This is a genomic window from Paraburkholderia sp. NPDC080076 (genome assembly GCF_050281145.1).
Classification (GTDB): domain Bacteria; phylum Pseudomonadota; class Gammaproteobacteria; order Burkholderiales; family Burkholderiaceae; genus Paraburkholderia.
The window spans coordinates 1,197,073-1,221,668 of record NZ_JBNNWQ010000001.1; the positions used below are offsets into that span (position 1 = coordinate 1,197,073).

Consider the following 24,596-nt stretch of genomic DNA (forward strand, 5'->3'; position numbering starts at 1 on the left):
ACTAAAGCGTGCGGTTCGACTCTCTTGTTTCAAGGACACCAGGAAGCAGAGGCGCACGCCCGGTGCATCGCGGGAGATACGATCATGACGCAAACGATCCACTATCAGATGAACATTTGCGGCGGTGATTTCGCGCACGTCAGGGAATGCTTTCGCAACTGGAAGTCGCAGACCCTCGTTTATCGAAGGAATCAGCAGATGTTCGAAGGAAAACAGGAAGTGCGGCCATTGTCGGCCCATGTGTTCGACAACGGCGAGGTCGCGCATGAAGCGCTCGAGCGCGTCTGTTCGCCCGGCGATCCATATGCGCTCGCTGCCGAGGTACACGACGGCGAGCGCGACATGTGGCTCGTGATGGCCGCATTCGCGGAAGAGGTGTGACGGAGCCCTGAGTGGCGGCTCTTTTCTAAGGCGCCGCCTGTTTTGCTGCGCGCGATGCTCCCGTCGCGCGCACGCCCGCAACCCGAGGCGCAGCCGCGCGCCGGGTTCCTTGCGCACCAGCCTTTGCATCGGCCTTTGCCGCCGCTGCTTTACGCACCACGCGCGACTTCTTCAGCAGGCTAGTGATCGAATCGTCGATGCTGTCCGCCACCGCCGCTTCGCGCGCCTTGCGCCCCTTCGCGCCAGCCTGCCGCGCGAGCTTCGCCGCGCGTTTCTCGGCTTGCGCAAGCAGCGCGGCAAACGCGACCTCGTCCACTCTCAGCCCGCGGCGCGATTGAGCGGGCGCGAGGCTCTGCAATTCGTCCGCTTCGAATGAGCTGATCACCGCAGGGTGAATGTAGCAACGCTTGCACACGGCCGGCGTATTGCGCAGCAACGCCGCCACATCCTTCACGGTCGCGACGATATGACGGCGCGCTTCCGCTGCGCTGCTGCACATCAAGCGGCGCAACGCGGCCAACGCATAGACGCTGCCGGCCCACGTGCGATAGTCCTTGGCGGTGAAATCCGCACCGCTCGCGCGGCGCAGATAGTCGTTGATATCGGCGGAGCCGACGGTGCGGCGCGTGCCGTCTTCGTCGAGGTACTGGAACAGGTCATGGCCCGGCAGTTCTGCGCAGCGCCGCACGATGCGCTTCACGCGTGGATTGTTCACCGTCACGTCGTGTTCGATGCCGCTCTTGCCGCGAAACCTGAAACGCAACTGGCCGGCTTCGATCTTCACGTGCTTCTTGCGCAGCGTCGTCAATCCGTACGACTGATTGTCGCGCGCGTATTCGACGCTGCCGATCCGGATCAGCGTCGTGTCGAGCAACTGCACGATCGCGGCGATGACTTTGTCGCACGGCATGCCCGGCAGATTCAGGTCACGCGCGACGCGGGCGCGGATCTTCGGCAGCGCGCGGCCGAACTCGGCCATGCGTTCGTATTTGTCGGCATCGCGCGTCTCACGCCAGCGCGCGTGATAGCGATATTGCTTGCGGCCGCGCGCGTCGCGGCCGGTCGCCTGGATATGGCCGCGCGCATCCGGGCAGATCCACACGTCCTCATAAGCCGGTGGAATCGCGAGCGCATTGATGCGTTTGATTTCGTCTTCATCGTCGATGCGTTTGCCCGCCACATCGAAGTACGCGAAGCCGTCTTTCTCACGCTGACGCGTGATGCCGGCTTTCGTATCGTCGGCATGGCGCAAGCCCGGCGGCATGGCGGCCGGCGCGGGCTGTTTCGCGTTGTCGTCGTCCGCGCGTTCAGGGCGGCGTTGAATCGAAGTAGGTGTGGCAGCCATCGTCGCAGGTAGAAGTTTCAAGCAGAGGGCGCGCTTTGCGCCGGTGACTGTGCCTGCAAGCAAAGGCAATGCCTGGCACCGCCTTCGGCGTGGCGCGCATGGCTGCTGCCGGTTGCTTCTGGTTGCTTCTGGTTACTTCGTGAACGAGCGGAACAGTCCTTGCGAACTCTCGCTACGGGTACTGAATGAACGAACGAACCAAGGAGAGCGCGATGAGCAGCACACTGAATCCCGATGAAGAGCCGCAACAGGTCGTCAAGCAAACTGCCGGCACGACCGGCGCGCTCGGTCCGAGCGATTCGTCCGATAGCGGCAGCGACGTCGCCGGTGCGAAGCGTCATGAGTTCGACGTGGATACCGAACTGGACAACCACGCGCTCGAAACCGGCGACACCGAACTTGGCAGCGATACGGATCGTGCCGGCACAGGCGAACGCGCCGCTGCCGACGGTGATTCGACGCTTGTGCCGGACGGTGATATCGAGCCCGACCGGGTGATCGATCCGCTGGCTAACGACGATGATGGCCTCGACGATGACCCGCAAGGTCTTTGATTCTGCTTCGGGCAGCGATCAGAGATGGGCGCCTGGCTCGGGCAGGCGGTCGAATGCGTGGGCACGTCTTTTGCTGAACTGACATTAATGATGGGGTCGGGCGTCGCGACAAGCCCGGTCCAGCACCTACAGGAAGGGGAGTATGCATGTCTGACACGATGAAGGGTTACAAGGTGGCGGTACTCGCGGTGGACGGTTTCGAGCAGGCAGAACTGATCGAGCCAAGACGCGCACTGGTTGAAGCAGGCGCAACGGTGCACGTCATTTCAGCCAAGCCCGGCAAGATCCAGGGTTTCAAGCACGTGGACAAAGGCGACGCCGTCGAGGTGGACGCGACGTTCGACAAGGCAAGCGCCGACGACTATGACGCCGTGGTATTGCCGGGCGGCGTGGTGAACGGCGACGCGATTCGTCTGCTGCCGCAGGCACAAGCTTTCGTCAAAGCCGCCGACAACGCGAAGAAACCGATCGCCGTGATCTGTCATGGCGGGTGGTTGCCGGTGTCGGCGGGCATCGTCAAGGGCCGCACACTCACGAGTTGGCCGAGCTTGCAGGACGACATTCGCAATGCGGGCGGCACGTGGGTGGACCAGGAAGTGGTCGAGGACGGCAATCTGATCAGCAGCCGCAAACCCGACGACCTGCCGGCTTTTAACAGAACGCTCATTGCGCAATTGTCGAAGCGCAAGGCGGCATGAGCGGAGTGACGCGCGGAGCGCGCGCATTCGCATTTGATGAATGTCGCGCCACGTTTCACCGGTTCCGCTTCGGTGTATCCGTCGACCTGGGAGAAAGTGCATGAAATTCCGGTATTCCCTACAAGCGATGACTGTCGCGCTCAGTTTGAGCGCGGCGTCCATCGGCGCGGTCTACGCGCAAGCCAGCGACGCTCCGGCGAGCGATGCACCGGTCAGCGGCACGAAGCTTTCGCCGGCGGATCAGCAATTCGTGCAGGACGCCTCGCAGGCCGACGCCACCGAAATCGCGGCCAGCAAGGTTGCGCTGAAGAATTCCAGCGATCCAAAAGTGAAGAAATTCGCGCAGCAGATGATTACGGACCACACGAAACTCTCCCACGCGATGGCGGCGCTCGTCTCGAAGAAGGGCTTCACCTCGACGCCGTCGGCGGATTCCGCGCTGGTCGGCAAACTCCAGACCCTCAAGGGCAAGGAATTCGATCAAGCCTACGTCGAGCAGATCGGAGTGGAAGCGCATCAGCGAGCGGTCGATCTGTTCCAGCAGGAAAGCACCAGCGGCACCGATGCGCAACTCAAGGCGGCGGCTCTGCACGCGCTGCCGACCATCAAACATCATCTCGCGATGGCGCAGCAACTCGCCGGCGCAATGAAGGGTTCGCCATGAACGCGATCCTGCCGCGACCGGCCTATGAGGATTCCCTTATGCAGATCACTTTTTCCGACGACAAGCCGGTCTTCGACGGAGCGAATCTGACCGTGCGTTTCATGGCGCGGGTGGATGGCGAACCGGTCGTCTGCACGATTACCGCCGAAGCGCTCGAGGATCATTTCGGCGCCGATTCCGCCCTGGAAGCCGCGCTGATGGCCGCCTTCGACAAAGGCCGTCAACGTATCCGTTCGGTTTGCGCAGAAGCACTCGACCAGAACGACGGTGAAGGCGTAGTGTTGCATAGCGGACTGTTCAGAGTGGAAGGCATGGAACCGGATCGCGGCACCACGGCGTAGTGCCGGCGCGTGCCGTCGCTCGCGCGCTGTGCGGCGCGGCGAAATGCGGCGGCATGGTCCGCAAACGCTATCCAACGATGCAAGGAGGCCTCATGTCACTCATCGTCGCAGCACGCTTTACGACTTTTCCCGCCGCCGAAGATGCGGCGGCAAAGCTCTTCAATGCAGGTTTCGTCGAGGAAGACGTCACGCTGTTCTTCGTCAATCCGCGTGGCCAGCACGCGCGTTTTCCGATCGGCGGCGACACCAGCACTGATGCCGGCGCGAGGGATGCGCCCAAAGGTGCCGGCATGGGCGTCACCATCGGGGCGGTGGTCGGCGCCGTGGTTGGCGTCGGGATCTTCGCGGCGTTCTCCGCGCCGATCATCGTGTCGTTGATTGCCGCGGGCGTCGGCGCGTATGTCGGCTCGCTGATCGGGGCGATGTCGCGAACGCGTGACGCTGGCCATACGGGCCACCGTCCGGCATTCCACGAGGAGACGCGCGATTCCGGCGTGCTCGTGGCCGTGCACGTCTCGCCGGATAATCAGTTCGATGCCGCGCGCGTTTTGCGCGAAGCAGGCGGCATGGCGATCGAGCGGGCAAGCGGACGCTGGCAGCAGGGACGCTGGGCCGACTTCGATCCGTTGAAGCAGCCTGTGCCGCTCAGTGAGTTCAGCGAGAGGAGCGCTTGAGTTGGCGCGCGTTTTCGCTGCGGTCATTAGCTGAACGGCCCGACACCAGTCGGGCCGTTTTTTTGGTGCCTGTCAGTACTCGACTCTCTGCTCAGACCCAGACTTGCGGCGCATTGCGTTGCGGCTGCGGCGCGCTCTCCACCTGGCGCTCATCGCGCGTCGGCTCGCAAGCCGCCGGCACGAGTCCATCATGCATCACGCCACACGAAGGCGACGTTGCCTGAGCATTCGCGGACGGCGCTTCCCGCACTTGCACATGTTCTCGAATCTGCATCACGGCGGCCGAGGTGATGATCGCGACGGCGGCCAGAAATTCTGCGCTCCTGATCTTCATGGTGATATTCCCTGTCGTTGTTGCCTGCCCATTGTTTTCAATCCATTGGCACGTCTTGCAGTGTGTTGTTGCGTTGCACGCGTGCTGGGGGCGGAGCATATGAAGCAACCGCTGTGCCATCGAGCGGAAGCCCGCTGGGCGGGGCTTTGCATGCGGTCGCGAGGCTTCGCGGCGGGCAACATTTACGCGCGTTGGCAAGATTGCGCGTGCGTCGTCGTCGCAGCGCGCAATACGTCCACGGCGATAGCCGTCGGGCACGGCTCGTGCGAATAGATCCATGAACTCCATCGTCGGAGGGCGGGCGCCTGGCAACAGCCTGACGATTCTCCGGCGACGGATTCCATGACTAACGAAACCCTTGGAGGTATTGAATGGCTACGAACGTTGTTTCCGTGTTGAACGATCTGGTCGAAACGTCGAAGGACGGCGAGAAGGGCTTTCGCAAAGCAGCCGAAGACGCGCACGACGCGCAGTTGAAAACGCTGTTCCTGTCACGTGCGGAAGACTGCACGCGCGGCGCGCGTGAGCTGCAGGACGTGGTTCAAGGGCTGGGCGGCAAGCCCGAAACCGGCGGCAGCATGAGCGGCGCGCTGCATCGCGGCTGGGTCGACGTGAAGTCGGCCGTGACGGATCGCAGCGACCACGAGATTCTGGCCGAGTGCGAAAAGGGCGAGGACGTCGCGAAGAAGCGCTATCACGATGCGCTCGAAAAGGAATTGCCGGCGGATGTGCGGGCGATCGTCGAGCGGCAGTACCAGGGCGTGCTGCAGAATCATGACCGCGTGCGTGATCTGCGCGATCAATATGCGGCGGCCAAGCGCTAAAAGTGGCTGAGCAACCGGCGCTCGATAGGGCGCCGGTTATTGTTCTTTCTTAACCGCAATCGGCGTCCATTCGGAAGCCGATTGCACATAAAAAAGCCATCCGCAACGCGGATGGCTTTTCTGTTTCCTGAACCAGAAGCACCGGGAAGCGCCAACCGAAGCCGGCACTTCCCGGGTCGACCGGCCGCTCTTATTCAGCAGCGATCTTCAGATGGTTCTTGACGCTCGATACACCCTTCACTGCCTCTACGACTTCGCCGGCTGCCGCCTTGTCGTCGGCCGAAGGCACCGTACCCGTGAGCCACACCACGCCCTTGCGGGTCTTCACGTGGATGTGGGTCGACTTGACGTTCTTCGCGGCCAGCAGGTCTGCCTTGGCCTTGGTGGTGATGGTGCCGTCATCGACGTGCTGGCCGATGGTTTCGGACGCCGCCGACGGAGCGCTGCTCTGCGCCATGACGTTGGTCGCGTTCAGTGCGAAAGCGACACAAGCGATGCTACCTGCGGTCTTCAAAAGTTGGATGGTCTTCATGGTTTCTCCTTCGGGTGTTGATGAAAATTGCGGTCTTGTTGCCTGCGGTCGATCGCGGCCGGAACCGCCGATGACACGCGTGGGATCGTTGCCGCTACGGTTCCGTCAGGGCCCGTTATCGACACCGGATGACGGTCTGCATCCGCTGCGCTTGCGCGTCGCATGCAAAGACCGGCGTCCGTCCACATAGTGCCTGGACGCAAGCGGTGTGCCCGCCATGGCGTCAAAAGACTGCCGTCGCAGGAAAGCCGTTACGACACAGGTATTTAGGCTGAGGAATGGGCCGCCGCGAAGCGCGGGCGGCACGCTCGGCGGCACGCGGCGGGAGGGACCGGAATTTGCCGGGTGCTTGTAAAAAAAGCGCCTGGCGGCCTGCGCAATTGGCGGGCCTGAAAACGCAAAGCGTAGAAAAAACAGGGCGTTGCGCGAGCTGGTACGACAGTTGCTCTTGGGAGGTTACTCACCATTTTTCGGCTATTAACGGGACCTCACTACAATGCCTTCAATTGAACTACGCACAAGGCAGTCTCTCGCACTCACGCCGCGTCTGCAGCAATCGGTGCGTCTGTTGCAGTTGTCGTCTCTGGAGTTCCAGCAGGAGTTGCGCACGGCGCTCGACACCAATCCGTTCCTTGAGTACGACTCGTCGGAGACGGAAGACGTTGCGCTGTCAACCGCAACCTCCGGCGAAGACGGCGGCGCGCTGCCCGCCGCCGACACCGTCGCAAACGCCGAACCCGATTCGGTGCAGGCTGAATCCGGCGCCAACGATACGCTGGAAGGCGCGGGCCAGGACGACATGCCGGGCGACTTCTCGGGCGATTACAGCAGCCGCAGTTCGACGCGCCAGAACGGCGACTCGGACAGCAGCGACCCGGCCGAATGGGCGCGCTCGCAGCCGACCTTGCGCGAGCAACTGCACGATTCGCTGCGCCTTTACCGACTCGACGACCGTGACCGCGCGGTGGCCCGCTTCATCATCGAGGCGCTCGACGACGACGGCTATCTGCGCCAGGAACTCGCCGATCTGGCGGACAGCGTCGATCTCGAACCCGAATTGACCGAAGAAGAATTGCTGGTGGCGCTGCGTCTCGTGCAATCGCTCGATCGGCCGGGTCTGGGCGCGCGTTCGTTGTCCGAGTGCCTGTCGCTGCAGGTGAACGCGTTGCCCGCCGACACGCCGGGGCGCGAAGTCGCGCGGCAAATCGTCGAACATCATCTGGAACGGCTCGCGCGCCGCGAGCAGGCCGAACTGCAAAAGCAGATCGGCTGCAGCGCCGAAGAATTGCGGGTGGCCTGCGCGCTGGTGCGCAAGCTCGACCCGAAACCTGGCAACAGCTACGGCCGTACCGAAGACAACTACGTGGTGCCGGACGTGATCGTGCGTCAGGTCCGCAACAAGTGGGTCGTGGCGATCAACCCGGCGGTGCAGCCGCGCGCGCGTATCCATCGCATGTATGCGGAACTGTTCGCGCAGTCTGCCGGCGCGAGCCGTTCGCCGCTCGCGCAGCAACTGCAGGAAGCACGCTGGCTGATCCGTAACGCGCAGCAACGCTTCGACACGATTCAGCGCGTGGCCGAATGCATCGTCGCGCATCAGAAGGCCTTCTTCCAGTACGGCGAAATCGCGCTCAAGCCGATGGTGCTGCGCGACGTCGCCGAGGAACTCGGCCTGCACGAGTCCACCATCTCGCGTGCCACCGGCAACAAATATATGGCCACGCCGCGCGGTATTTTCGAATTCAAGCACTTCTTCCCGCGCGAACTGGGCACGGAAAGCGGCGGTACGTGTTCGGCCGCGGCCGTGCGCGCGCTGCTCAAGGAAATGATCGCCGCGGAAAACACGCGCGATCCGCTCTCGGATGTGACGCTCGCCAAAATGCTCGCCGATCAGGGCGTGCTGGTGGCGCGCCGCACCGTGGCGAAATACCGGCATCTGATGAAGGTGCCGCCGGCGGAGTTGCGCCGCCAGCTTTAACGCGCCGCCCCTTAAAACGGGGCAACGCTCAAGCGCCACGCGAGGCTGTTCGCTCGCGTGGCGCTTTTTCGTATCTGGACGTTTCGCGCGTGCCCCTTTACATTGGCGGGTCCATGGGAAACGGGGTGGGCTCAATGAAGTACTCGAATCTGGTCGAACGCTTGCAGGGCCGGCGCACCTCCGCGTGGGAAATCCATCGTGTCGCGCAACAGGCGGAGGCGAGAGGTGAAGACGTCATCGTGCTGAGCGTGGGGGACCCCGATTTCGCCACGCCCGCGCCGATCGTCGAGCGTGCAATCGAGGCCTTGCGCGGCGGCGACACGCACTACAGCGCCGTCTCCGGCCGCGAGCCGGTGCGCGCGGCGATTGCCGCGGAACACACGCGCATGACCGGCTGTGCCGTGAGCGCCGCCAACGTGATCCTGACCGCGGGGGCGCAGAACGGCGTGTTCGCCGCATCGTTGTGTCTGCTCGAAGCGGGCGATGAAGTGATCGTCCCCGAGCCCATGTATCTGACCTACGAGGCCTGCGTGCGCGCGGCCGGCGCCACGCTCGTGACGGTGCCGGTCGATGCGGCGCGGGCGTTTCACGTCGACTGCGACGCGTTGGAGGCGGCCGTCACGTCGCGCACCAAGGCCATTTTCTTCGCGACGCCATGCAATCCGACCGGCGTGGTCATGCAACGCGCCGATCTCGAACGTATCGCGCGGCTCGCTTGCGAGCACGACCTATGGGTGCTGTCCGACGAGGTCTACGCCGAGCTGACCTTCGAACGCGAGCACGTGAGCATTGCCGCGCTGCCCGGCATGGCGGAGCGCACCGTGACGCTCGGCAGTCTGTCGAAATCGCATGCAATGGCGGGTTGGCGCGTGGGCTGGGCGATCGGGCCCACCGAACTGATCGAGCATATGGGGCGGCTCGCGCTTGCGATGCTGTACGGCTTGCCCGGCTTCATCCAGCAGGCCGCATTGACGGCGTTGCAGCACAAGGCCCGGATCGCCGCCGAGATGCGTGAGATCTACCGGCGCCGGCGCGACGTGGTATTCGAGCGTTTGCATCGTGTGCCGGGCTTGCGGTGCCTGTTGCCCGAGGCGGGCATGTTCATGATGGTGGACGTGAGCGGCACGGGCCTCGATACGGTCGATTTCACCTGGCAACTGTTTCGCGCGCAGGGCGTATCGCTGCTCGACGCGAGCGCTTTCGGCGAGACGGCGAATGGGTTCGTGCGGCTGGGATTCGTCGTCGACGAAGCGCGCCTCATCGATGCGTGCGAGCGGATCGCTGTATTCGTCGGGGCATTGCCGGGTCGTTGAGTCTTTCGTCAACATTTCGTTTGCTTTTCGATTAGCGTCACGCAGCGATACGTCGTGGGGAGGAGGGCGCGTCCTCGCCAGTTTTCGATTGACGCGGCAAATGCTTGCGTCAAAAATCGAGCGCCGAGTTCGTCTTAACCATTGACCTTCCGGACATCGGCGCCTATCGACTCTCGGTCGGGAAACTCATGGGCCTTCGTTTCACCTTCTGGTTGCGCCAATCACTGATGGCAGGATCGATGGCGGCCGCGCTCGTCGCGATGGCGCTCGTGCTGCTCGCGCTCGCCACGTTCAGCACGATGTGCGCGGCGGCTGAACCAGACGATTCGCCGCAAGCCGCTGCAAGCGCGGACGTCGAGGCGTCGGCGCCGGACGCGCCACGCATCGTGAGCGGCACGCCCAATCAACGCGCGGAGGCGAACGACCCACCGCTCGATGAGCCGCACGCAGCCCCGCCGCAGCGCACGCCTCGCCAGCCACGCCCCGCCGCGACGACGCAGAACGAAGCATCGGGCAGCACGGCGCAGCGCAACGCGAAACCTGAGCCGGCGGCGATTCCGGTACCGCCTGAAACCTCGTCGGTCACGCAGCATTCCATCCGGCTCGATGGCCGCAAGATCGACTACACGGCCACCGCCGGCAACCTGTTGTTGCGAGACAGGACGGGGCAGGCCAACGCGAGCGTCTTTTATGTCGCTTACACCGTGGCCAGCAAAACGCCGGAAAAGCGGCCGGTCACATTCCTGTTTAACGGTGGGCCGGGCGCCGGCACCGTGTTCCTGATGATCGGCTCGTTCGGACCGAAGCGGGTGCGCACCGCGAGTCCCGACATCACGCCGCCCGCGCCTTACACGCTCGCCGACAATCCCGACAGCCTGCTCGATACCACCGACCTGGTATTCATCGACGCCGTCGGCGCGGGCCTGTCGAGGGTGGTCGGTCATGGCACCGGCAAAGACTTCTGGGGCGTCGATAAGGATCTCGGCGCGTTTTCGCAATTCATCGACCGCTATCTGACGGTGAATCAGCGCTGGAATTCGCCCAAGTACCTGCTGGGCGAATCGTATGGCACCGCGCGCGCCACGATGCTCGCGTATCAGTTGGGGCAGAACAATATCGCGCTCAACGGTGTGATCCTGATGTCGTCGGTGCTCGATTCCGCCGCGTTTTCGGCCGGCTCGGATTTCAAAAGCGAAAGCTATCTGCCGAGCTTCGCGGCGATCGCCTGGTATCACGACAAGATCGTGCCGAAGCCGGCCAGTCTGCCGGCCTTTCTCGACGAAGCCCGCGCGTTCGCGCGCGGCCCGTATGCGCAGGCGCTCGCGCAAGGTGATGCGCTGCCCGACGCCGAGCGCGACGCGATCGCCGCGCGAGTCGCGCAGTTCACCGGTCTCGATGTCGGCTATGTGAAGCGCAGCCGCTTGCGTCTCTATCCGTCGCGTTATCGCAGTGAATTGCTGCGCGATCAGGCGCGCAGCGTCGGCCGTTACGATGCGCGTTTCGAAGGCATCGACTTCGACAGCGTATCCGAGCGTCCTGATTACGATGCCTCGGTAAGCAGCGTCTCGAGTGCTTTCGACGCGGCGCTGCACCAGCATTTCGCTCAGGATCTGCACTTCACGCCGGCCGAGCGCTACCGCGTCTTCAACGACGAAGCGTTGGCGCAGTGGGACTGGAAGCATCGCGAATGGTGGGGCGAGCATCTGCCTGTGCCGTACGCGGCGGGTGATCTGGCCGAGGCGATGCGACAGAATCCGCATTTGCGCGTGATGTCGGTGAACGGCTATTTCGATCTGGCCACGCCGTTCTATGCGACCGAATATGCGCTTGCGCATCTTGGCGTGGATGGGCCGCTGCGCGCCAATGTGCGGATCGCCTACTATCCGACCGGTCATATGATCTATCTCGACGACGCGGCATTGCATACGCTCAAGCGCGATCTGGCGAGTTTCTATGCGGCGGGGGCGCGCTAGCTGGCTCTGAAGAACTCGCGCGGCGCTCGGGGCTTGCCTTACAAGCGGATTCGGCGTGTTCGGTTGAACGGTATAATTCGTTGCAACGTCGCGGTATGACTGCAACGTTGCAACGCACCGCGCCTGGACGCTTATCCACCGCCTGAAAACCGCTCGCTCAACCGGCTTCACTCACCGCTGCCCATGCCATTTCTCCCGATCCAGTCCTTCACACGCAAACGGTTGTCCGACGTGGTGTCCGACCAGATCAAGCAACTGATCTCGGACGGCACGCTGATGCCCGGCGACCGCTTGCCGGCCGAGCGCGATCTGGCGACGCAGCTCGGCGTGTCGCGGCCGTCGTTGCGCGAGGCGCTGATCAGGCTGGAAGCGGATGGCTACATCGAGACCTCCGGGCGGGGCGGTTTCACGGTGGTCGACGTCACGGCGCCGATCATCTCCAAGCCGCTTGCCGAGCTGCTGCTGCAAAATCCACGTACCAGTGCCGATATTCTGGAATTGCGCCAGGGGCTCGAATCGATTTCGACGGTGTATGCCGCCGAGCGCGCCACGGCCGCCGACCTGAAAAAGATCAGCGTGGCGTTCGAGGCATTGAAGGCCGGCTCGCAGTCGCAGGATCGCGTGAACCTCGCGGAGCTGGACGCCGCGTTTCACCTCGCGATCGCCGACTCCACGCACAACATCGCGCTCGCGCATGTGATGCACGGCATCCATACGCTGATTCGCGAGGGCATGCGCCAGTACCATCGGCTGATCGATTACGACGACGCGATGGAAAAGCAGTTGATGAGCCAGCATCAGGCCATCTACGACGCCGTCATGGCGCGCGACGCGCAAAAGGCGCGCAAGGCCGCCGAGCGTCATTTGACTTTCGTGCGCGAGATGTACAAGGAAGACGCGGCGAAGCCTTCGTCGAGCGTGGTTTCTTGATTGCGTAAGCGCTTGAATGCTGTCTGGACGCTAGCCTGGCGCCCACGTGGTCGCGGTTTCAATCTTTCGCTTTAAATCCCCTTCAGTGCTGGTTCATTGCCGCGGATGCTTGCGCGCACGGCGCGGCCTTATCGTTCCTGATCGCCGCTAATCCGTCGCGATCCCGCGATTGACACCCCCTCACAACTTCCCTTATATTCTTGGTCAGACCAACCTTACCAGTCTGACTGAAACGACGAAAACCTTGTCAATCGATTCATGCCGCCGCGACGCCGTACTGGGTCCCCGGCGCGATTCCGCAGTAGAGTAGGTGGTCGCCGGCTGCCATTTTTCTTTTCAATAAGCTTATGAAAGTCGCCCTGTTCATCCCGTGCTTCATCGACGCGTTCTATCCCGAAGTGGGGATCGCCACGCTCGAATTGCTCGAACGATTCGGCATCGAGGTCGACTATCCGCAGGAGCAAACCTGCTGCGGCCAGCCGATGGCCAACAGCGGCGCGCATGCCGAGGCAGCCGGCACCGAGCGTGTGTTCGCGCGCAACTTCGCGGGCTACGACTACATCGTCGGGCCATCGGCGAGTTGCATCCACCACGTGCGCGAGCATCTGACCGCGCTCGAACAAACCGACGAAGTGAAGAAAGTCCGCGCGAACGCTTACGAACTGGTCGAGTTTCTGCACGACGTGGTCGGCGCGCGTGAATTTCCCTGGGCCGAGTTTCCGCATCGCGTGGGCTTGCATAACAGTTGCAGCGCGTTGCGGCATCTGAAGGAAGCGTCGATTTCGGAAGTGGCGGGCACGCCGTTTTCGAAGCCGCGCACCTTGCTCGAAGGCGTGAAGGGCATCGAGTTCGTCAAGCTGGCGCGGCCCGACGAATGTTGCGGTTTCGGCGGCACCTTCTCCGTCACCGAAGAGCCGGTGTCGGTGCGCATGGGACAGGACAAGGTGCGCGATCATCTGAACGCGGGCGCCGAATACATCGTCTCGGGCGACATGTCGTGCCTCATGCATCAGCAAGGCTGCGCGGAACGCATGAAAGCCGACGCGCGTTTCATCCATATCGCGCAGGTCCTCAATGGAGCACGCGTATGAGCAACCGGATCGATCACGCGAAAGCCGCGGGCGCTTTTATCAGCAAGACGGAGCACGTGGCGTTTCACGACAAGCGTCTGTGGGATTTGCGTGAGAAGCGCGATGTGCAGGCGCACGGCATTGCTGAATGGGAGACGATGCGCGAACTCGCATCGGGTATCAAGGAACATACGCTGTCTAATCTGTCCGCATATCTCGAACAGTTCGCGGCGGCGGCCGAGGCCAACGGCGTGACGGTCCATTGGGCCGCCACCGCCGAAGAGCACAACGCGCTCGTGCACCAGATCATGTCGGAGCGCGGCATGACCACGCTCGTCAAAAGCAAGTCGATGCTCACCGACGAATGCAAGATGCGCGAGTATCTCGAACCGCGCGGCATCACGGTGATGGAAACGGATCTGGGTGAACGGATCCAGCAACTCGATCATCAGGACCCGAGCCACATGGTGGTGCCGGCGGTGCATAAACTGCGCGCCGACGTAGCCGAACTGTTCGGCCGCACCATCGGCACCGATCCGAAGAATAGCGACATTCACTACCTCGCGGAAAGCCAGCGCATGAACACGCGGCCGTACTTCGTGCGCGAGAAAACGGCCGGCATGACCGGATGTAATTTCGCGGTGGCGGAGACCGGCACGGTCGTGGTGTGTACGAACGAAGGCAATGCGGATCTGTCGGCGAACGTGCCGCCTTTGCATATCGCGTCGATCGGGATCGAGAAGCTGATTCCGAAAGTATCGGACCTCGGCGTGTTCATCCGCATGCTGTCGCGCAGCGCGCTCGGCTCGCCGATCACGCAATACACCTCGCATTTCCGCGCGCCGCGTCCGGGCACGGAGATGCATTTCATCCTCGTCGATCACGGCCGCTCGGAGCGGCTCGCGATGAAGGACTTCTGGTACTCGCTCAAATGCATTCGCTGCGGCGCCTGCATGAATACGTGTCCCGTGTACCGGCGCAGCGGCGGGCTGTCGTATGGCGGCACGTACTCGGGGCCGATCGGCGCGATCATCAATCCGACCTTCGATCTGAAGCGCTACAGCGCGTTGCCGTTCGCGTCGACGCTCAATGGCAGTTGCACCAACGTGTGTCCGGTGAAGATCAATATCCACGAGCAGATCTACAAATGGCGCACGGTGATCGCCGAGCGTCATGAAGTGCCGTTCGTGAAGCAGGAAGTGCTGAAAATGGCGGGGCGCTTGCTGGCGAGTCCGACCTTGTATCGCGCGACGGTGTCGTCGATGGGTAGCGCGCTGCGGCGGCTGCCGAACTTCGTGCTGTATAACCCGCTCAATATCTGGGGCAAGCAGCGCGAGTTGCCGGAGGCGCCCAAGCTGACCTTCCACGCCTGGTACAAGAAGAATCGTGGAGGCGACAATGGCAACACGTGAGGCTTTTCTGGACAAGGTGCGGCAGGCGCAGCCGCCGTCGCGGCCACGACCCGAAGTGCCGCTGTTCGACTCGGCAGGCGGCGATCTGCGCGCGCGCTTCACGGCGGCCTTGCAGGCAATGGGCGGCGCCTGCGTCGAAGCCGGGTCCGCAACCGATGTGAGCGGGCTGATTCGCGAGCGCTTCGGTGCGGCGGCATCGGTGGCTTCGGCGACTGCCGAAGTGCCAGGCACGCGCGCGCTCACAGCCGATACGGAACCCGCCTCGTTGCAGGACATCGACGTCGGCGTGGTGCGGGCGCGCTTCGGCGTCGCCGAAACCGGCTCGGTGTGGTTCAGCGAACGCGAGTATGTGGTCAACGCGCTGGGCTACATCGTGCAGCATCTGGTCGTGCTGCTCGACCCGGCGCAATTGATCGACGGCTTGCAGGACGTGTACCGGCGCGATGATTTTCGTGACGCCCGCTATGCGGCGCTCGTCACCGGACCTTCGGCGACGGCGGATATCGAGGGCGTGCTGATTCGCGGCGCGCAAGGCGTGCGGTCGTTGACGGTGGTGTGGCTCGCGGCGCAATGAAAATGCAGTAACCGCGGCGTGATCGAATGGCACAATGCGGCATCCCGTTCGATAAGCCTGCCACTCTGCTGACATGGAACTCCGGCATCTCCGATACTTCGTCGCCGTTGCGGAGCACGCGAGCGTGCGCGGCGCCTCCGAGCAACTTCACGTGACCCAGCCGGCCATTTCGCGGCAAATCCAGGACCTCGAGGAAACCTTGGGCGTCGCGCTATTCGAGCGCACGCCACGCGGCCTCAAGTTGACGCTGGCGGGCGACGCCTATCTGCGCGAGGCGCGCGGCATTCTGCAGCAGGTCGAGCAAGCGGCGCGCGTCGCGCAACGAGTCGCGGCAGGCGTGTCGGGTCATGTGCGCATGGGGTTCGTGGAAAACGCGGTGTGGGGCGGCCTCGTGCCGAACGCGCTGCAAGCGTTCCAGCAGAAGGCGCCGCAGGTCGGCATCGAACTCACGCCGATGAACACGCCCGAGCAACTGGACGCGATCGACGCGGGTCAACTCGACGGCGGCTTCATCTACCACTTCGGCGCGCTGCCCGAGCAATTCGCCAGCTTGCCCTTGCTCGAAAACGGTGTCGTGCTGGCGGCGCCGGCTTCGTGGTCGTTCGGCCGGCGCAAGACCGTGCCTGCCGCGCAACTGGCCGGCAAGCCCTTCATCACGTTTCCGCGCCATGTTTATCCCGCTTACTACGACCGCCTGATCGGCGCGTGCGAGCGCGCTGGTTTGACGCTCGACGTGGTGCAGGAAGTGTCGACGGAAGCCGCGATTCTCTCGTTAGTGTCGGCGGGTGTGGGCGCGGCGATCGTCAACTCGGCCAATCGCGAACGGCCGCCCGCGCTGGTGCAATTTCTTGCACTGTCCGATCTGTCGATCGTGCTGCCGCTGCATTTTGCGTATCACGAGCAGCATCGCAATCCGGCGCTCGCGCAGTTCATTGCCTTGCTCGAGGCGCAGAAGTGAGCGGCTGGCAATACCTTGCTTTGATGCCTTTAAGGCATCGGCTTCCCTAAAAATCGGCATTGGCGCTGTTTTTTTGCCTCGACGATATTGAATGCACGACCGCGGCGCGTCATCCGACGACAGCGCCGTGGTCCGCTTTCTTATCGGGAGACAACCATGCCGTCCACACCATCGCTGATTTCCACCGACATCGACTACGAACGCCTCGGCCTGCAAAACGGCACGCTGCGCGTGCCGTTTTCGCACGACCGCTCCGCGTACGGGCACATTCCGATTCCGATCACCGTGCTCAAGGGCGGTGACGGTCCTACGGTGTTGCTGAGCGGGGGCAATCACGGCGACGAATACGAAGGCCCCGTTGCGCTGATGAAACTCGTCCGGCGCATGCCGTCGATGTCGATCAACGGTCGGTTGATCGTCGTGCCGGCGCTGAATTTCCCGGCCTTTATCAACGGCTCGCGCACCTCGCCGATCGACAAGGGCAACCTGAACCGCGTTTTTCCCGGCGCGCGCAACGGCCATATCACCGAAATGATTGCGCACTATGCGGACACCGAACTGTTTCCGCGCGCCGACGTCGTGATCGATCTGCATGCGGGCGGCGCGTCGTTCAATCATCTGCCGGCCTTGCTCGCGGCGCCGCCAGCCGACGCGTCGCGCCGTGCGGAATACCGGCGGCTCGTGCAGGCGTTTGCCGCGCCACAAACCATGCTCATGGATCTGCTCGGCGAGGACCGCACGTATGGCGCGGCTGTCGAGCGGCACGGCAAGCTGTTCCTGTGCGGTGAATTCGGCGGCTACGCGGCCTGCGATCCCAACGGCGTCGCGATCGTCGAGGATGGTCTGCGGCGTGTGCTGCATACGCTCGGCGTCACGCCTGACGATCGTCCGCCTGCGCCGCGGCACGACACGCGTTGGTTGAAAGTGGACGGCGCGCGGCACTACGTGTTCGCCTCGCGGGCGGGCGTGGCCGAACCCGTGTTCGCACTCGGCGATCAGGTCAAAAAGGATCAGTTGGCCGCGCGGGTGTTCGATCCGTACGCGCCGTGGAGCGAACCACAGGAGATCCGTTTTGCGGGCGATGGTGTGGTGGTCTGCATGCGTTCGTTCGCACGCGTCGAACCGGGCGACTGTATCGCCGTGCTGGCTGCGGATGCGCAGTGGCAGTGACCCAGTCCATCGAACAGAAGCCAGCCGGAGATTCGCCATGAATGCAGTCACCACCGTGACCGATGCCGACGCCGCCGATGCGCGTCGTGGACACACCTACGTCGTCGTCCTGTTCTTTGTCTGCTTTGCGTTTTCGTATCTCGACCGGCAGATCGTGAGCATTCTCGTGCAACCGATCAAGGAAACGCTGGCGCTCACCGATACGCAAATCGGCCTGCTGCAAGGGTTTTCATTCACGCTGTGCTACGCGACGGCGGGCGTGTTCATCGCGCGCTTGATTGATCGCTCCAATCGCGTGCGGTTGATTGCCGTGTGCGTGGCGATCTGGGCGGTCTCCACGGCACTGTGCGGGTTCGCGCACAATTTCGGCGAACTGCTCGCGGCGCGTGCGGGGACGGCGATCGCGGAAGCGGGCCTGAGCCCGGCGGCGCTGTCGATCTTCAGCGATCTGTATCCGCCGCGCAAAGTCACGCGGGCAAGCAGCGTGTTCATGCTGGGACCGTACATCGGTGGTGGCGTCGCTCTGTTCGGCGGCGGCATGCTGCTCGGTTCGATCGAGCACGGCGCGGGCGCTGCGTGGCTCGCGGGCATGGGTTTGAACGGATGGCAGGCGGTGTTCGTCGCGGTCGGATTGCCGGGGCTGGCGCTTGCGGCGATTGTCGCGTTGTCGGTGCGGGAGCCGCAACGGCGTGGGGTCTCGTCCACGCTTCGGAACGTGGTCGCGAACCCGGCCACGCAGGGTGTCGTCCCGACTGAAACTGCGCCATCGGCCGCTGTGGTGGCCGAGGCGTTGCAGGACAGTACGCCGCCGCTGAAAGACGTGCTGCGTGAACTGTTCGTGAAGAACCGCTTCTGCCTGCCGTACTTCGCCGCCTATGTCGCGCTGATCACGCTGTTCTACTCACACGCGGCCTGGTTTCCGACGCTGCTGATCCGGCATTTTCATCTGACGCCACGCGTAGTCGGACAGATGGCAGCGCCGGCCTATATGTTCGGCGGCATACTCGGCGTGCTGAGCGCGGGGTGCCTCGCCGCGCGCGTCAGCGATGCCGCAGCGGTGCGCAAGGTGCTGGTGCTGTCCGCGTCGGCGGCTGCGTTGCTCGTGCCGGCCGCCATTGCGATGCCGCTCGTCGGCGATGTGCATATCGCGGTGGTCCTGTATGGCGCCTCCGCGTTTGCTGCGAGTGTCGCGATGGCGTTGGCGCCGGTGCCGATCCAGATCGCGATTCCGAATCGTATGCGCGGACGCTCGATTGCGTTGCTGGTGTTTCTTACCAACGCGATCAGCGGCGGACTCGGGCCGTTCGCGGTCGGCTTCATCAATGAGCGGCTCGGCGGGCAAAGCGCTGGTTTGGGCGTCGCGCTGGCGTGCGTCGGCGGTGTGGCGGCTGCGCTCAGCGCGCTGCTGTATGGCGTGGCGGCGCGACGCACGCCGGTGTTCGCCCGCGCATGACGCGGCTTGCATGGCCGCGTCCGCGTGAACCGGTGCATGACATGGCCCGCATGGTGGCGGCCGCGTGAACCGGCGCAAGAGACGGTTGCATGGAGGCGCGTCGCGCCCCCATAGACCGATGGACACCGAGCCTCACATGGCGATGCCCACAAAGCATCACCAAACGCAGAAAACGGCATTAGCCGGCAAGCCACGGATTTGCGATAGTGAGGCCATTCACCGCAGAAGAGTGGCATAACCGATCCACTCGCTGCCGCCGCACTTTTCACGGAGTCACATGATGCCGACTGAGGTCCTCACGCACCGAATAGGCGACGCGCGCATCACCCGCGTCAGCGAAACCTGTTTTCCGTTAGCGCCCACGGTCCTCTATCCGGAGTGGGCGTCGTCGGCAGCCGACGAATTGGGCCGCCGCCTGTCGTCGGCAAGTCTCGACCTCGAACACAACGAAGTGACGCTGAGCGTGCACACCTGGGTCGTGCAGATCGACGGCCTGACCGTGCTGATCGACACCGGCATCGGCAATTTCAAGGAGCGGCCGTTCAGCAAGCTGTTTCATCAGCTGAACAACCCGTACCTGGAGCGTCTCGCCGACGCGGGCATCTTGCCGGCGCAGGTGGACGAGGTGCTGCTCACGCATCTGCACGCGGACCACGTCGGCTGGAATACGCAGTGGATCGACGGCCGCTGGCAGCCGACCTTCCCGAACGCGAAATACGTGTTCCCGCAAGCGGAGCAGGATTTCTTCGCGACCCCGGCCGGTGACAGCCGCCGCATGGTTTTCGATGACAGCGTGGTGCCTGTGATCGAATCCGGTCAAGCCGTAACGATTCCTGCCGACGGCGGCACGTGGCGCGAAGGTATCGTATTTCATCCCACGCCGGGGCATAGCGCCGGACATATGTCGATATCGATCCGTTCGCGCGGCGAGGAAGCGATCTTCACCGGCGATGTGATGCATAACCCCATCCAGGTCTACCGCCCGGAATGGAACTCGACGTTCTGCCTCGATGCGGCGTCGGCGCGTCACTCGCGGCACTGGTTGCTGAACTACGCGGCCGACCGCAACGCGACGCTCTTCACCGCGCATTTTCCGCAGACATCGGCGGGGCGGGTGAGGCGCGGCGCGGACGGATTCGAATGGCAATACGTTGACGCCGCACCATGACGCTACCTTGAGGCAATGTGGCTGCGCCCCCCACGGATTTTGCTATCATCACTGTATAAACATACAGGTTTCATGAAAGTGCCGTGGCAACACCTGTCTCTCCCTACGCTCTCTACTATCTGCTGAACTTCGAGCGCGCCCTGGCGTGGCTCGCGCAGCGTTACGACGATGTGTTCGACACTCACGAACACGCGTTTCTGCGCGAGTTCGCCGCGTTGCCGCAGTCTTCGCGCGCGCTGCTGGTTCGCATGCTGATGCGCAAAGGCACGCTGTTCCGCGCGAGCCGCCTGTCTTACGACGAGATCGGCTGCCCGTTGCAGGCGGCCGCGCAGATCGCGGCGCTCGGCTGGGTCGACACCGAACCGTGTCTGACGCTCGACGAGTTGTTCTCGCTCACCACGCGTGCCGAGTTGATGGAGATTTTCGCGGACACCATCGCGTTGATTCCGGGCGCGAGGAGCCTGCGCAAACCGGACCTGCTGGAAACACTGCGCCCTTTCTCTGCGAGTGAGAGCGACGAGGAAGGCGCCACAGCGCGCCCGCTTTCGGCATGGCACGGTCGAGCTGAAGACCGCGTCCTTCACGTGGCGATCGCGCCGCTTTGCGAACGTTTGCGTTTGATGTTCTTCGGCAATTTGCAGCAGGAGTGGTCGGAGTTCGTGCTCGCCGACCTCGGTGTGTTCCAGTACGAGAAAGTGGCGTTCGCGCCTTCGTCGCGTGCTTTCCAGCAGCGCGCGGACGTCGACGTCTATCTCGCCTTGCATGCGTGCCGCGAGGCGCTCGAATGGCTGCCCGGTGGCGACGCGGAAGCGGCGGCAATCGACGAGCTTGTCACCTCGGTCGCCGCCATTGAGACTGCCAACCCCTGGCTCGAGACGCGGCGCGCGAAATTGCTGTTCCGCATCGGCAATCTGTGCGAGCGTCGGCAGAACTGGGCGGCCGCGCTCGCGGTTTATGAGCGTTGTGCGTGGCCCGGCGCGCGCCATCGGCGCATGCGCGTACTCGAACGCAGCGAGCGTTTCGACGATGCCTTCGGGCTGGCCTTGCAAGCCTTCGCCGCGCCTGAAAGCGAAGAAGAGGCGCAACGCCTCGCGCGCATGCTGCCGCGTTTGCAGCGCAAGCGTGGCGAGGCGGTCGCGCGTGTGCCGGCGGCCCGTCCGGTCGAGCGCAGCGCGCTGGTGCTGCCGCGGCCCGAGGCGCCGATACCGGTCGAGTACGTCGCCCGCGATCATTTGACGTGCGAGACCGCACCGGTGCATTACGTCGAGAACGCGCTGATCAACTCGTTGTTCGGGCTGCTGTGCTGGGAGCCGGTTTTCGCGGCGGTGCCGGGGGCGTTTTTTCATCCGTTCCAGCGTGGTCCGGCCGATCTGCACGCGCCGGATTTTCATGCGCGCCGCGCGGATCAGTTCGCCGGGTGTCTGGAACAACTCGATAGCGGCGTCTATCGCGAGACGATTTTGCGGCATCTGCATGGCAAGGCGGGGCTGCAATCGCCGTTCGTGTTCTGGGCGATGCTCACGCCGGAACTCGTCGCGCTGGCGCTCGACTGTCTGCCGGCCGCACATCTGAAACTGTGGTTCGAGCGTTTGCTGCGCGATATTCGCGGTAATCGGTCCGGCTTGCCGGATCTGATCCGCTTCTGGCCGGCCGAGCGCCGCTATGAGTTGATCGAAGTGAAAGGCCCCGGCGACCGCTTGCAGGACAATCAGATTCGCTGGCTCGCGTATTGCGCGCAGCATGGCATGCCGGTACGCGTGCTCGACGTGCGCTGGGCCGATGAAGCCGTAGTCGCGGAAGGTGGGGGCGTGGCTGAAGTTGCTGCCGCGGCCACCACCGAGGTCGCCGCCAAAGCCACCACCGAGGCCACCGCATGACCTACATCGTCGCCGTGCGGGCGATGTGCGAATTCACCGCAAGGCGGGGCGACCTCGATCTGCGCTTCACGCCGGCGCCGACCTCGCTCGAAGGCATGGCGGGCCACATGACGGTCGCCGGCCGGCGGGCAAGCGGCTACGAAGCCGAAATCACGCTGACTGGCACCCATCGCAGCCTGACCGTGCGCGGCCGCGCCGACGGCTATGACCCGAGCGCGAACCGGCTGGAAGAGGTCAAGACGCATCGCGGCGATCTCGAACGAATGCCGGCCAATCACCGTACGCTGCACTGGGCGCAGGCGCTCGTCTACGGACATCTGCTGTGCCGGACACGCGAACTCACAGAATTGACGGTAGCGCTGGTGTACTTCGATATCGGCACCCAGAAAGAAGTGTTGCTAACGCAAACGCATACCGCGCGCGACCTGGAGATTTTCTTCGTCGAGCAATGCGAACGGTTTCTCGATTGGGCAGTTCAGGAAGAAGCGCATCGGGCCGCGCGCAATGCGGCGCTCGACGCGCTGCAGTTTCCGCATGGCCAGTTTCGCAGCGGACAGCGCGAGCTGGCGGTGTCGGTGTATCGTTCGGCACGCGACGGCAAGACGTTGATGGCGCAGGCGCCGACTGGCATCGGCAAGACGCTCGCAACGATTTTCCCCTTGCTCAAAGCGTGTGCGTCGGACCAGATCGACCGGGTGTTCTTCCTGACCGCCAAGACGCCAGGCCGCGCGCTGGCGCTGGACGCGATCGAAACGCTCCATCGAGGCGTCACGCGCCTGCCGTTGAGAACCCTCGAACTGGTCGCGCGCGACAAAGCCTGCGAGCATCCCGACAAAGCCTGCAACGGCGAATCCTGTCCACTTGCGCGGGGCTTCTACGACCGGCTCGACGCGGCCCGCAGCGCGGCGCTGGCCGCTCCGCGCCTCGACCGCGCGGCGGTGCGCGAAGCGGCGCTCGCCCACGAAGTCTGTCCGTACTACCTGGCGCAGGAACTCACGCGCTGGGCCGACGTGGTGGTCGGCGATTACAACTACTACTACGACAGCAGCGCCATGCTGTATGCGCTCACGCAGATCAACCAGTGGCGCGTGGGTGTGCTGGTGGACGAGGCGCACAATCTGCTCGACCGCGCGCGCCGCATGTACACCGCGTCGCTCGATCAGGCGACGTTCCGGCTCGCGCGCAAAACGGCGCCGGCCACCTTGCGCAAGCCGCTCGAACGGCTGCAACGCGAGTGGAACGCCGTCAAGCGCGCGCAGACCGCGACCTATCAGGTCTATGCCGACGTCCCCGGCAAACTGCTCTCGGCCGCGCAGAATCTGATCGGCGCCGTCACCGATCAGCTGGCGGAAGCACCGCTTTCCATCGACGAAGCGTCGCTGCGCTTTTTCTTCGACGCGATGCATTTCGTCGCGCTGGCCGAGCAGTTGGGCGAGCATTCGATCTTCGATCTCACGCTGAGCGCGGACCGTTACGCGCCGCGCGACAAAACGAATGCCACGCTCTGCGTGCGCAACGTGATTCCCGCGCCGTTCCTCGCGCCGCGCTACGCGGCCGCGCGCACCACGGTGATGTTCTCCGGCACGCTCAACCCGCATCATTTCTATCGCGACACCCTGGGCCTGCCTGAACAAACGCAATGGCTCGACGTGGAAGGGCCGTTTCGCGCCGAACAGTTGCAGGTGCGCGTGGCCGGCAACGTATCGACGCGTTGGCGCGACCGCGAGCGTTCGCTCGTGCCGATCGTCGATCTGATCGCGCGGCAATATGCGGCGCAGCCGGGCAACTATCTGGGCTTTCTGAGCAGCTTCGAGTATTTGCAGCGCGTGGTCGCGCTGATGCGCGAGCGGCATCCGGACTTGCCGGTCTGGGCGCAGGAACCCGGCATGGACGAAGCGGCGCGCGACGCGTTTCTCGCGCGCTTTCGCACCATGAATCAGGGCGTGGGCTTCGCGGTGCTCGGCGGCGCGTTTTCGGAAGGCGTCGATCTGGTCGGCCAGCAATTGATCGGCGCGTTCATCGCCACGCTAGGTTTGCCGCAGATGAACGAGATCAACGAACAGATGCGTCGCACGATGGAGGAGAAGTTCGGCAACGGCTACGACTACATGTACCTGTACCCGGGTTTGCAGAAAGTGGTGCAGGCGGCCGGACGCGTGATCCGCACGGAGCAGGACCAGGGTGTGGTGCATCTGATCGACGACCGCTACCGGCGGCCGGAAGTGCGGCGGTTGCTGCCGCGCTGGTGGGACGTGCAATAGCGCGGCAGCCCGGCGCGTTATTAGCGCGCCTCTTTACCTCCCAGGTAATCGACCTGCCTACCGTCGCCCGGCACAGTGGCGTCACGGCATCACGACTCCCACTTGAGGCAAG

The 24,596-nt window shown here is 63.8% G+C and carries 23 protein-coding genes; 20 read left to right on the forward strand and 3 right to left on the reverse strand.

Annotated features, from left to right (window positions below; all coding sequences use genetic code 11):
• The first annotated feature begins 84 nt into the window (after positions 1-84).
• On the forward strand, positions 85-381 hold the full coding sequence (locus ACQKRQ_RS05400) for a hypothetical protein (RefSeq protein ID WP_132377403.1): 297 nt from the start codon (positions 85-87) through the stop codon (positions 379-381).
• A 25-nt stretch (positions 382-406) separates the two neighbouring features.
• Here the strand turns inward: ACQKRQ_RS05400 and ACQKRQ_RS05405 are convergent, their stop codons facing one another.
• Entirely contained in the window at positions 407-1,726 is a 1,320-nt protein-coding gene (locus tag ACQKRQ_RS05405; protein WP_427476082.1) for a DNA topoisomerase IB, read from the reverse strand.
• Between the two features lie 212 nt (positions 1,727-1,938).
• Here ACQKRQ_RS05405 and ACQKRQ_RS05410 point away from each other — a divergent pair, with 212 nt between their 5' ends.
• The 5 genes from ACQKRQ_RS05410 to ACQKRQ_RS05430 all read left to right on the forward strand — a co-directional run bounded on the left by ACQKRQ_RS05410 (position 1,939) and on the right by ACQKRQ_RS05430 (position 4,657).
• The gene (locus ACQKRQ_RS05410; protein ID WP_132377402.1) at positions 1,939-2,280 is read left to right on the forward strand and encodes a chemotaxis protein; all 342 of its coding nucleotides are present in this window, start codon (positions 1,939-1,941) and stop codon (positions 2,278-2,280) included.
• Positions 2,281-2,426: 146 nt separating this feature from the next.
• The gene (locus tag ACQKRQ_RS05415) at positions 2,427-2,978 is read left to right on the forward strand and encodes a type 1 glutamine amidotransferase domain-containing protein (protein WP_427475539.1); all 552 of its coding nucleotides are present in this window, start codon (positions 2,427-2,429) and stop codon (positions 2,976-2,978) included.
• Positions 2,979-3,078: 100 nt separating this feature from the next.
• Positions 3,079-3,642: a DUF4142 domain-containing protein gene (locus tag ACQKRQ_RS05420; RefSeq protein ID WP_408250131.1), complete on the forward strand. Its 564-nt coding sequence runs from the start codon at positions 3,079-3,081 to the stop codon at positions 3,640-3,642.
• The gene (locus tag ACQKRQ_RS05425) at positions 3,639-3,983 is read left to right on the forward strand and encodes a DUF1488 domain-containing protein (RefSeq protein ID WP_132377399.1); all 345 of its coding nucleotides are present in this window, start codon (positions 3,639-3,641) and stop codon (positions 3,981-3,983) included. The genes ACQKRQ_RS05420 and ACQKRQ_RS05425 overlap by 4 nt, the downstream gene beginning before the upstream one ends.
• A 92-nt stretch (positions 3,984-4,075) precedes the next feature.
• Positions 4,076-4,657 carry a hypothetical protein gene (locus ACQKRQ_RS05430; protein WP_408314387.1) on the forward strand — a complete coding sequence of 194 codons (582 nt, stop codon included), beginning with the start codon at positions 4,076-4,078 and terminating at the stop codon, positions 4,655-4,657.
• 91 nt (positions 4,658-4,748) lie between these two features.
• On the opposite strand, the gene ACQKRQ_RS05435 is transcribed toward ACQKRQ_RS05430, so the two are convergent.
• Positions 4,749-4,991 (reverse strand): hypothetical protein, encoded by a 243-nt coding sequence (locus ACQKRQ_RS05435; protein ID WP_427475542.1) that lies wholly within the window; start codon positions 4,989-4,991, stop codon positions 4,749-4,751.
• A 371-nt stretch (positions 4,992-5,362) separates the two neighbouring features.
• On the opposite strand from ACQKRQ_RS05435, the gene ACQKRQ_RS05440 reads away from it, so the two are divergent.
• Positions 5,363-5,815, forward strand: a complete 453-nt coding sequence (locus ACQKRQ_RS05440; RefSeq protein ID WP_132377396.1) for a PA2169 family four-helix-bundle protein — start codon at positions 5,363-5,365, stop codon at positions 5,813-5,815.
• 190 nt (positions 5,816-6,005) lie between these two features.
• Here the strand turns inward: ACQKRQ_RS05440 and ACQKRQ_RS05445 are convergent, their stop codons facing one another.
• Positions 6,006-6,347 (reverse strand): BON domain-containing protein, encoded by a 342-nt coding sequence (locus tag ACQKRQ_RS05445; protein ID WP_408180000.1) that lies wholly within the window; start codon positions 6,345-6,347, stop codon positions 6,006-6,008.
• A gap of 496 nt (positions 6,348-6,843) precedes the next feature.
• Here ACQKRQ_RS05445 and ACQKRQ_RS05450 point away from each other — a divergent pair, with 496 nt between their 5' ends.
• The 13 genes from ACQKRQ_RS05450 to ACQKRQ_RS05510 all read left to right on the forward strand — a co-directional run bounded on the left by ACQKRQ_RS05450 (position 6,844) and on the right by ACQKRQ_RS05510 (position 24,484).
• On the forward strand, positions 6,844-8,325 hold the full coding sequence (locus ACQKRQ_RS05450; protein WP_408180001.1) for an RNA polymerase factor sigma-54: 1,482 nt from the start codon (positions 6,844-6,846) through the stop codon (positions 8,323-8,325).
• A gap of 134 nt (positions 8,326-8,459) precedes the next feature.
• Complete coding sequence (locus ACQKRQ_RS05455; RefSeq protein ID WP_427475545.1) at positions 8,460-9,638, forward strand: pyridoxal phosphate-dependent aminotransferase; 1,179 nt, start codon at positions 8,460-8,462, stop codon at positions 9,636-9,638.
• A 188-nt stretch (positions 9,639-9,826) separates the two neighbouring features.
• Positions 9,827-11,611, forward strand: a complete 1,785-nt coding sequence (locus ACQKRQ_RS05460; protein ID WP_427475547.1) for a S10 family serine carboxypeptidase-like protein — start codon at positions 9,827-9,829, stop codon at positions 11,609-11,611.
• 183 nt (positions 11,612-11,794) lie between these two features.
• Positions 11,795-12,541 carry a FadR/GntR family transcriptional regulator gene (locus ACQKRQ_RS05465; RefSeq protein ID WP_168790285.1) on the forward strand — a complete coding sequence of 249 codons (747 nt, stop codon included), beginning with the start codon at positions 11,795-11,797 and terminating at the stop codon, positions 12,539-12,541.
• A 347-nt stretch (positions 12,542-12,888) separates the two neighbouring features.
• Positions 12,889-13,632, forward strand: a complete 744-nt coding sequence (locus ACQKRQ_RS05470; RefSeq protein ID WP_408180004.1) for a (Fe-S)-binding protein — start codon at positions 12,889-12,891, stop codon at positions 13,630-13,632.
• Complete coding sequence (locus tag ACQKRQ_RS05475) at positions 13,629-15,023, forward strand: lactate utilization protein B (protein ID WP_427475550.1); 1,395 nt, start codon at positions 13,629-13,631, stop codon at positions 15,021-15,023. Before ACQKRQ_RS05470 ends, ACQKRQ_RS05475 begins: the two co-directional genes overlap by 4 nt.
• Positions 15,010-15,597 carry a LutC/YkgG family protein gene (locus ACQKRQ_RS05480; protein WP_427475551.1) on the forward strand — a complete coding sequence of 196 codons (588 nt, stop codon included), beginning with the start codon at positions 15,010-15,012 and terminating at the stop codon, positions 15,595-15,597. Before ACQKRQ_RS05475 ends, ACQKRQ_RS05480 begins: the two co-directional genes overlap by 14 nt.
• Positions 15,598-15,670: 73 nt before the next feature.
• Positions 15,671-16,555, forward strand: coding sequence for a LysR family transcriptional regulator (locus ACQKRQ_RS05485; RefSeq protein ID WP_427475553.1), 885 nt, complete (start codon positions 15,671-15,673; stop codon positions 16,553-16,555).
• Positions 16,556-16,711: 156 nt separating this feature from the next.
• A complete protein-coding gene (locus ACQKRQ_RS05490) occupies positions 16,712-17,725 on the forward strand; it encodes a succinylglutamate desuccinylase/aspartoacylase family protein (protein WP_427475555.1) in 1,014 nt (337 codons plus the stop codon).
• A gap of 37 nt (positions 17,726-17,762) precedes the next feature.
• Positions 17,763-19,178 (forward strand): MFS transporter, encoded by a 1,416-nt coding sequence (locus ACQKRQ_RS05495; protein WP_427475557.1) that lies wholly within the window; start codon positions 17,763-17,765, stop codon positions 19,176-19,178.
• A gap of 280 nt (positions 19,179-19,458) precedes the next feature.
• Positions 19,459-20,346, forward strand: coding sequence for an MBL fold metallo-hydrolase (locus ACQKRQ_RS05500; protein WP_427476084.1), 888 nt, complete (start codon positions 19,459-19,461; stop codon positions 20,344-20,346).
• Between the two features lie 83 nt (positions 20,347-20,429).
• Positions 20,430-22,223, forward strand: coding sequence for a VRR-NUC domain-containing protein (locus ACQKRQ_RS05505; RefSeq protein ID WP_427475559.1), 1,794 nt, complete (start codon positions 20,430-20,432; stop codon positions 22,221-22,223).
• A complete protein-coding gene (locus tag ACQKRQ_RS05510; RefSeq protein ID WP_427475561.1) occupies positions 22,220-24,484 on the forward strand; it encodes an ATP-dependent DNA helicase in 2,265 nt (754 codons plus the stop codon). Before ACQKRQ_RS05505 ends, ACQKRQ_RS05510 begins: the two co-directional genes overlap by 4 nt.
• Positions 24,485-24,596: the final 112 nt, after the last annotated feature.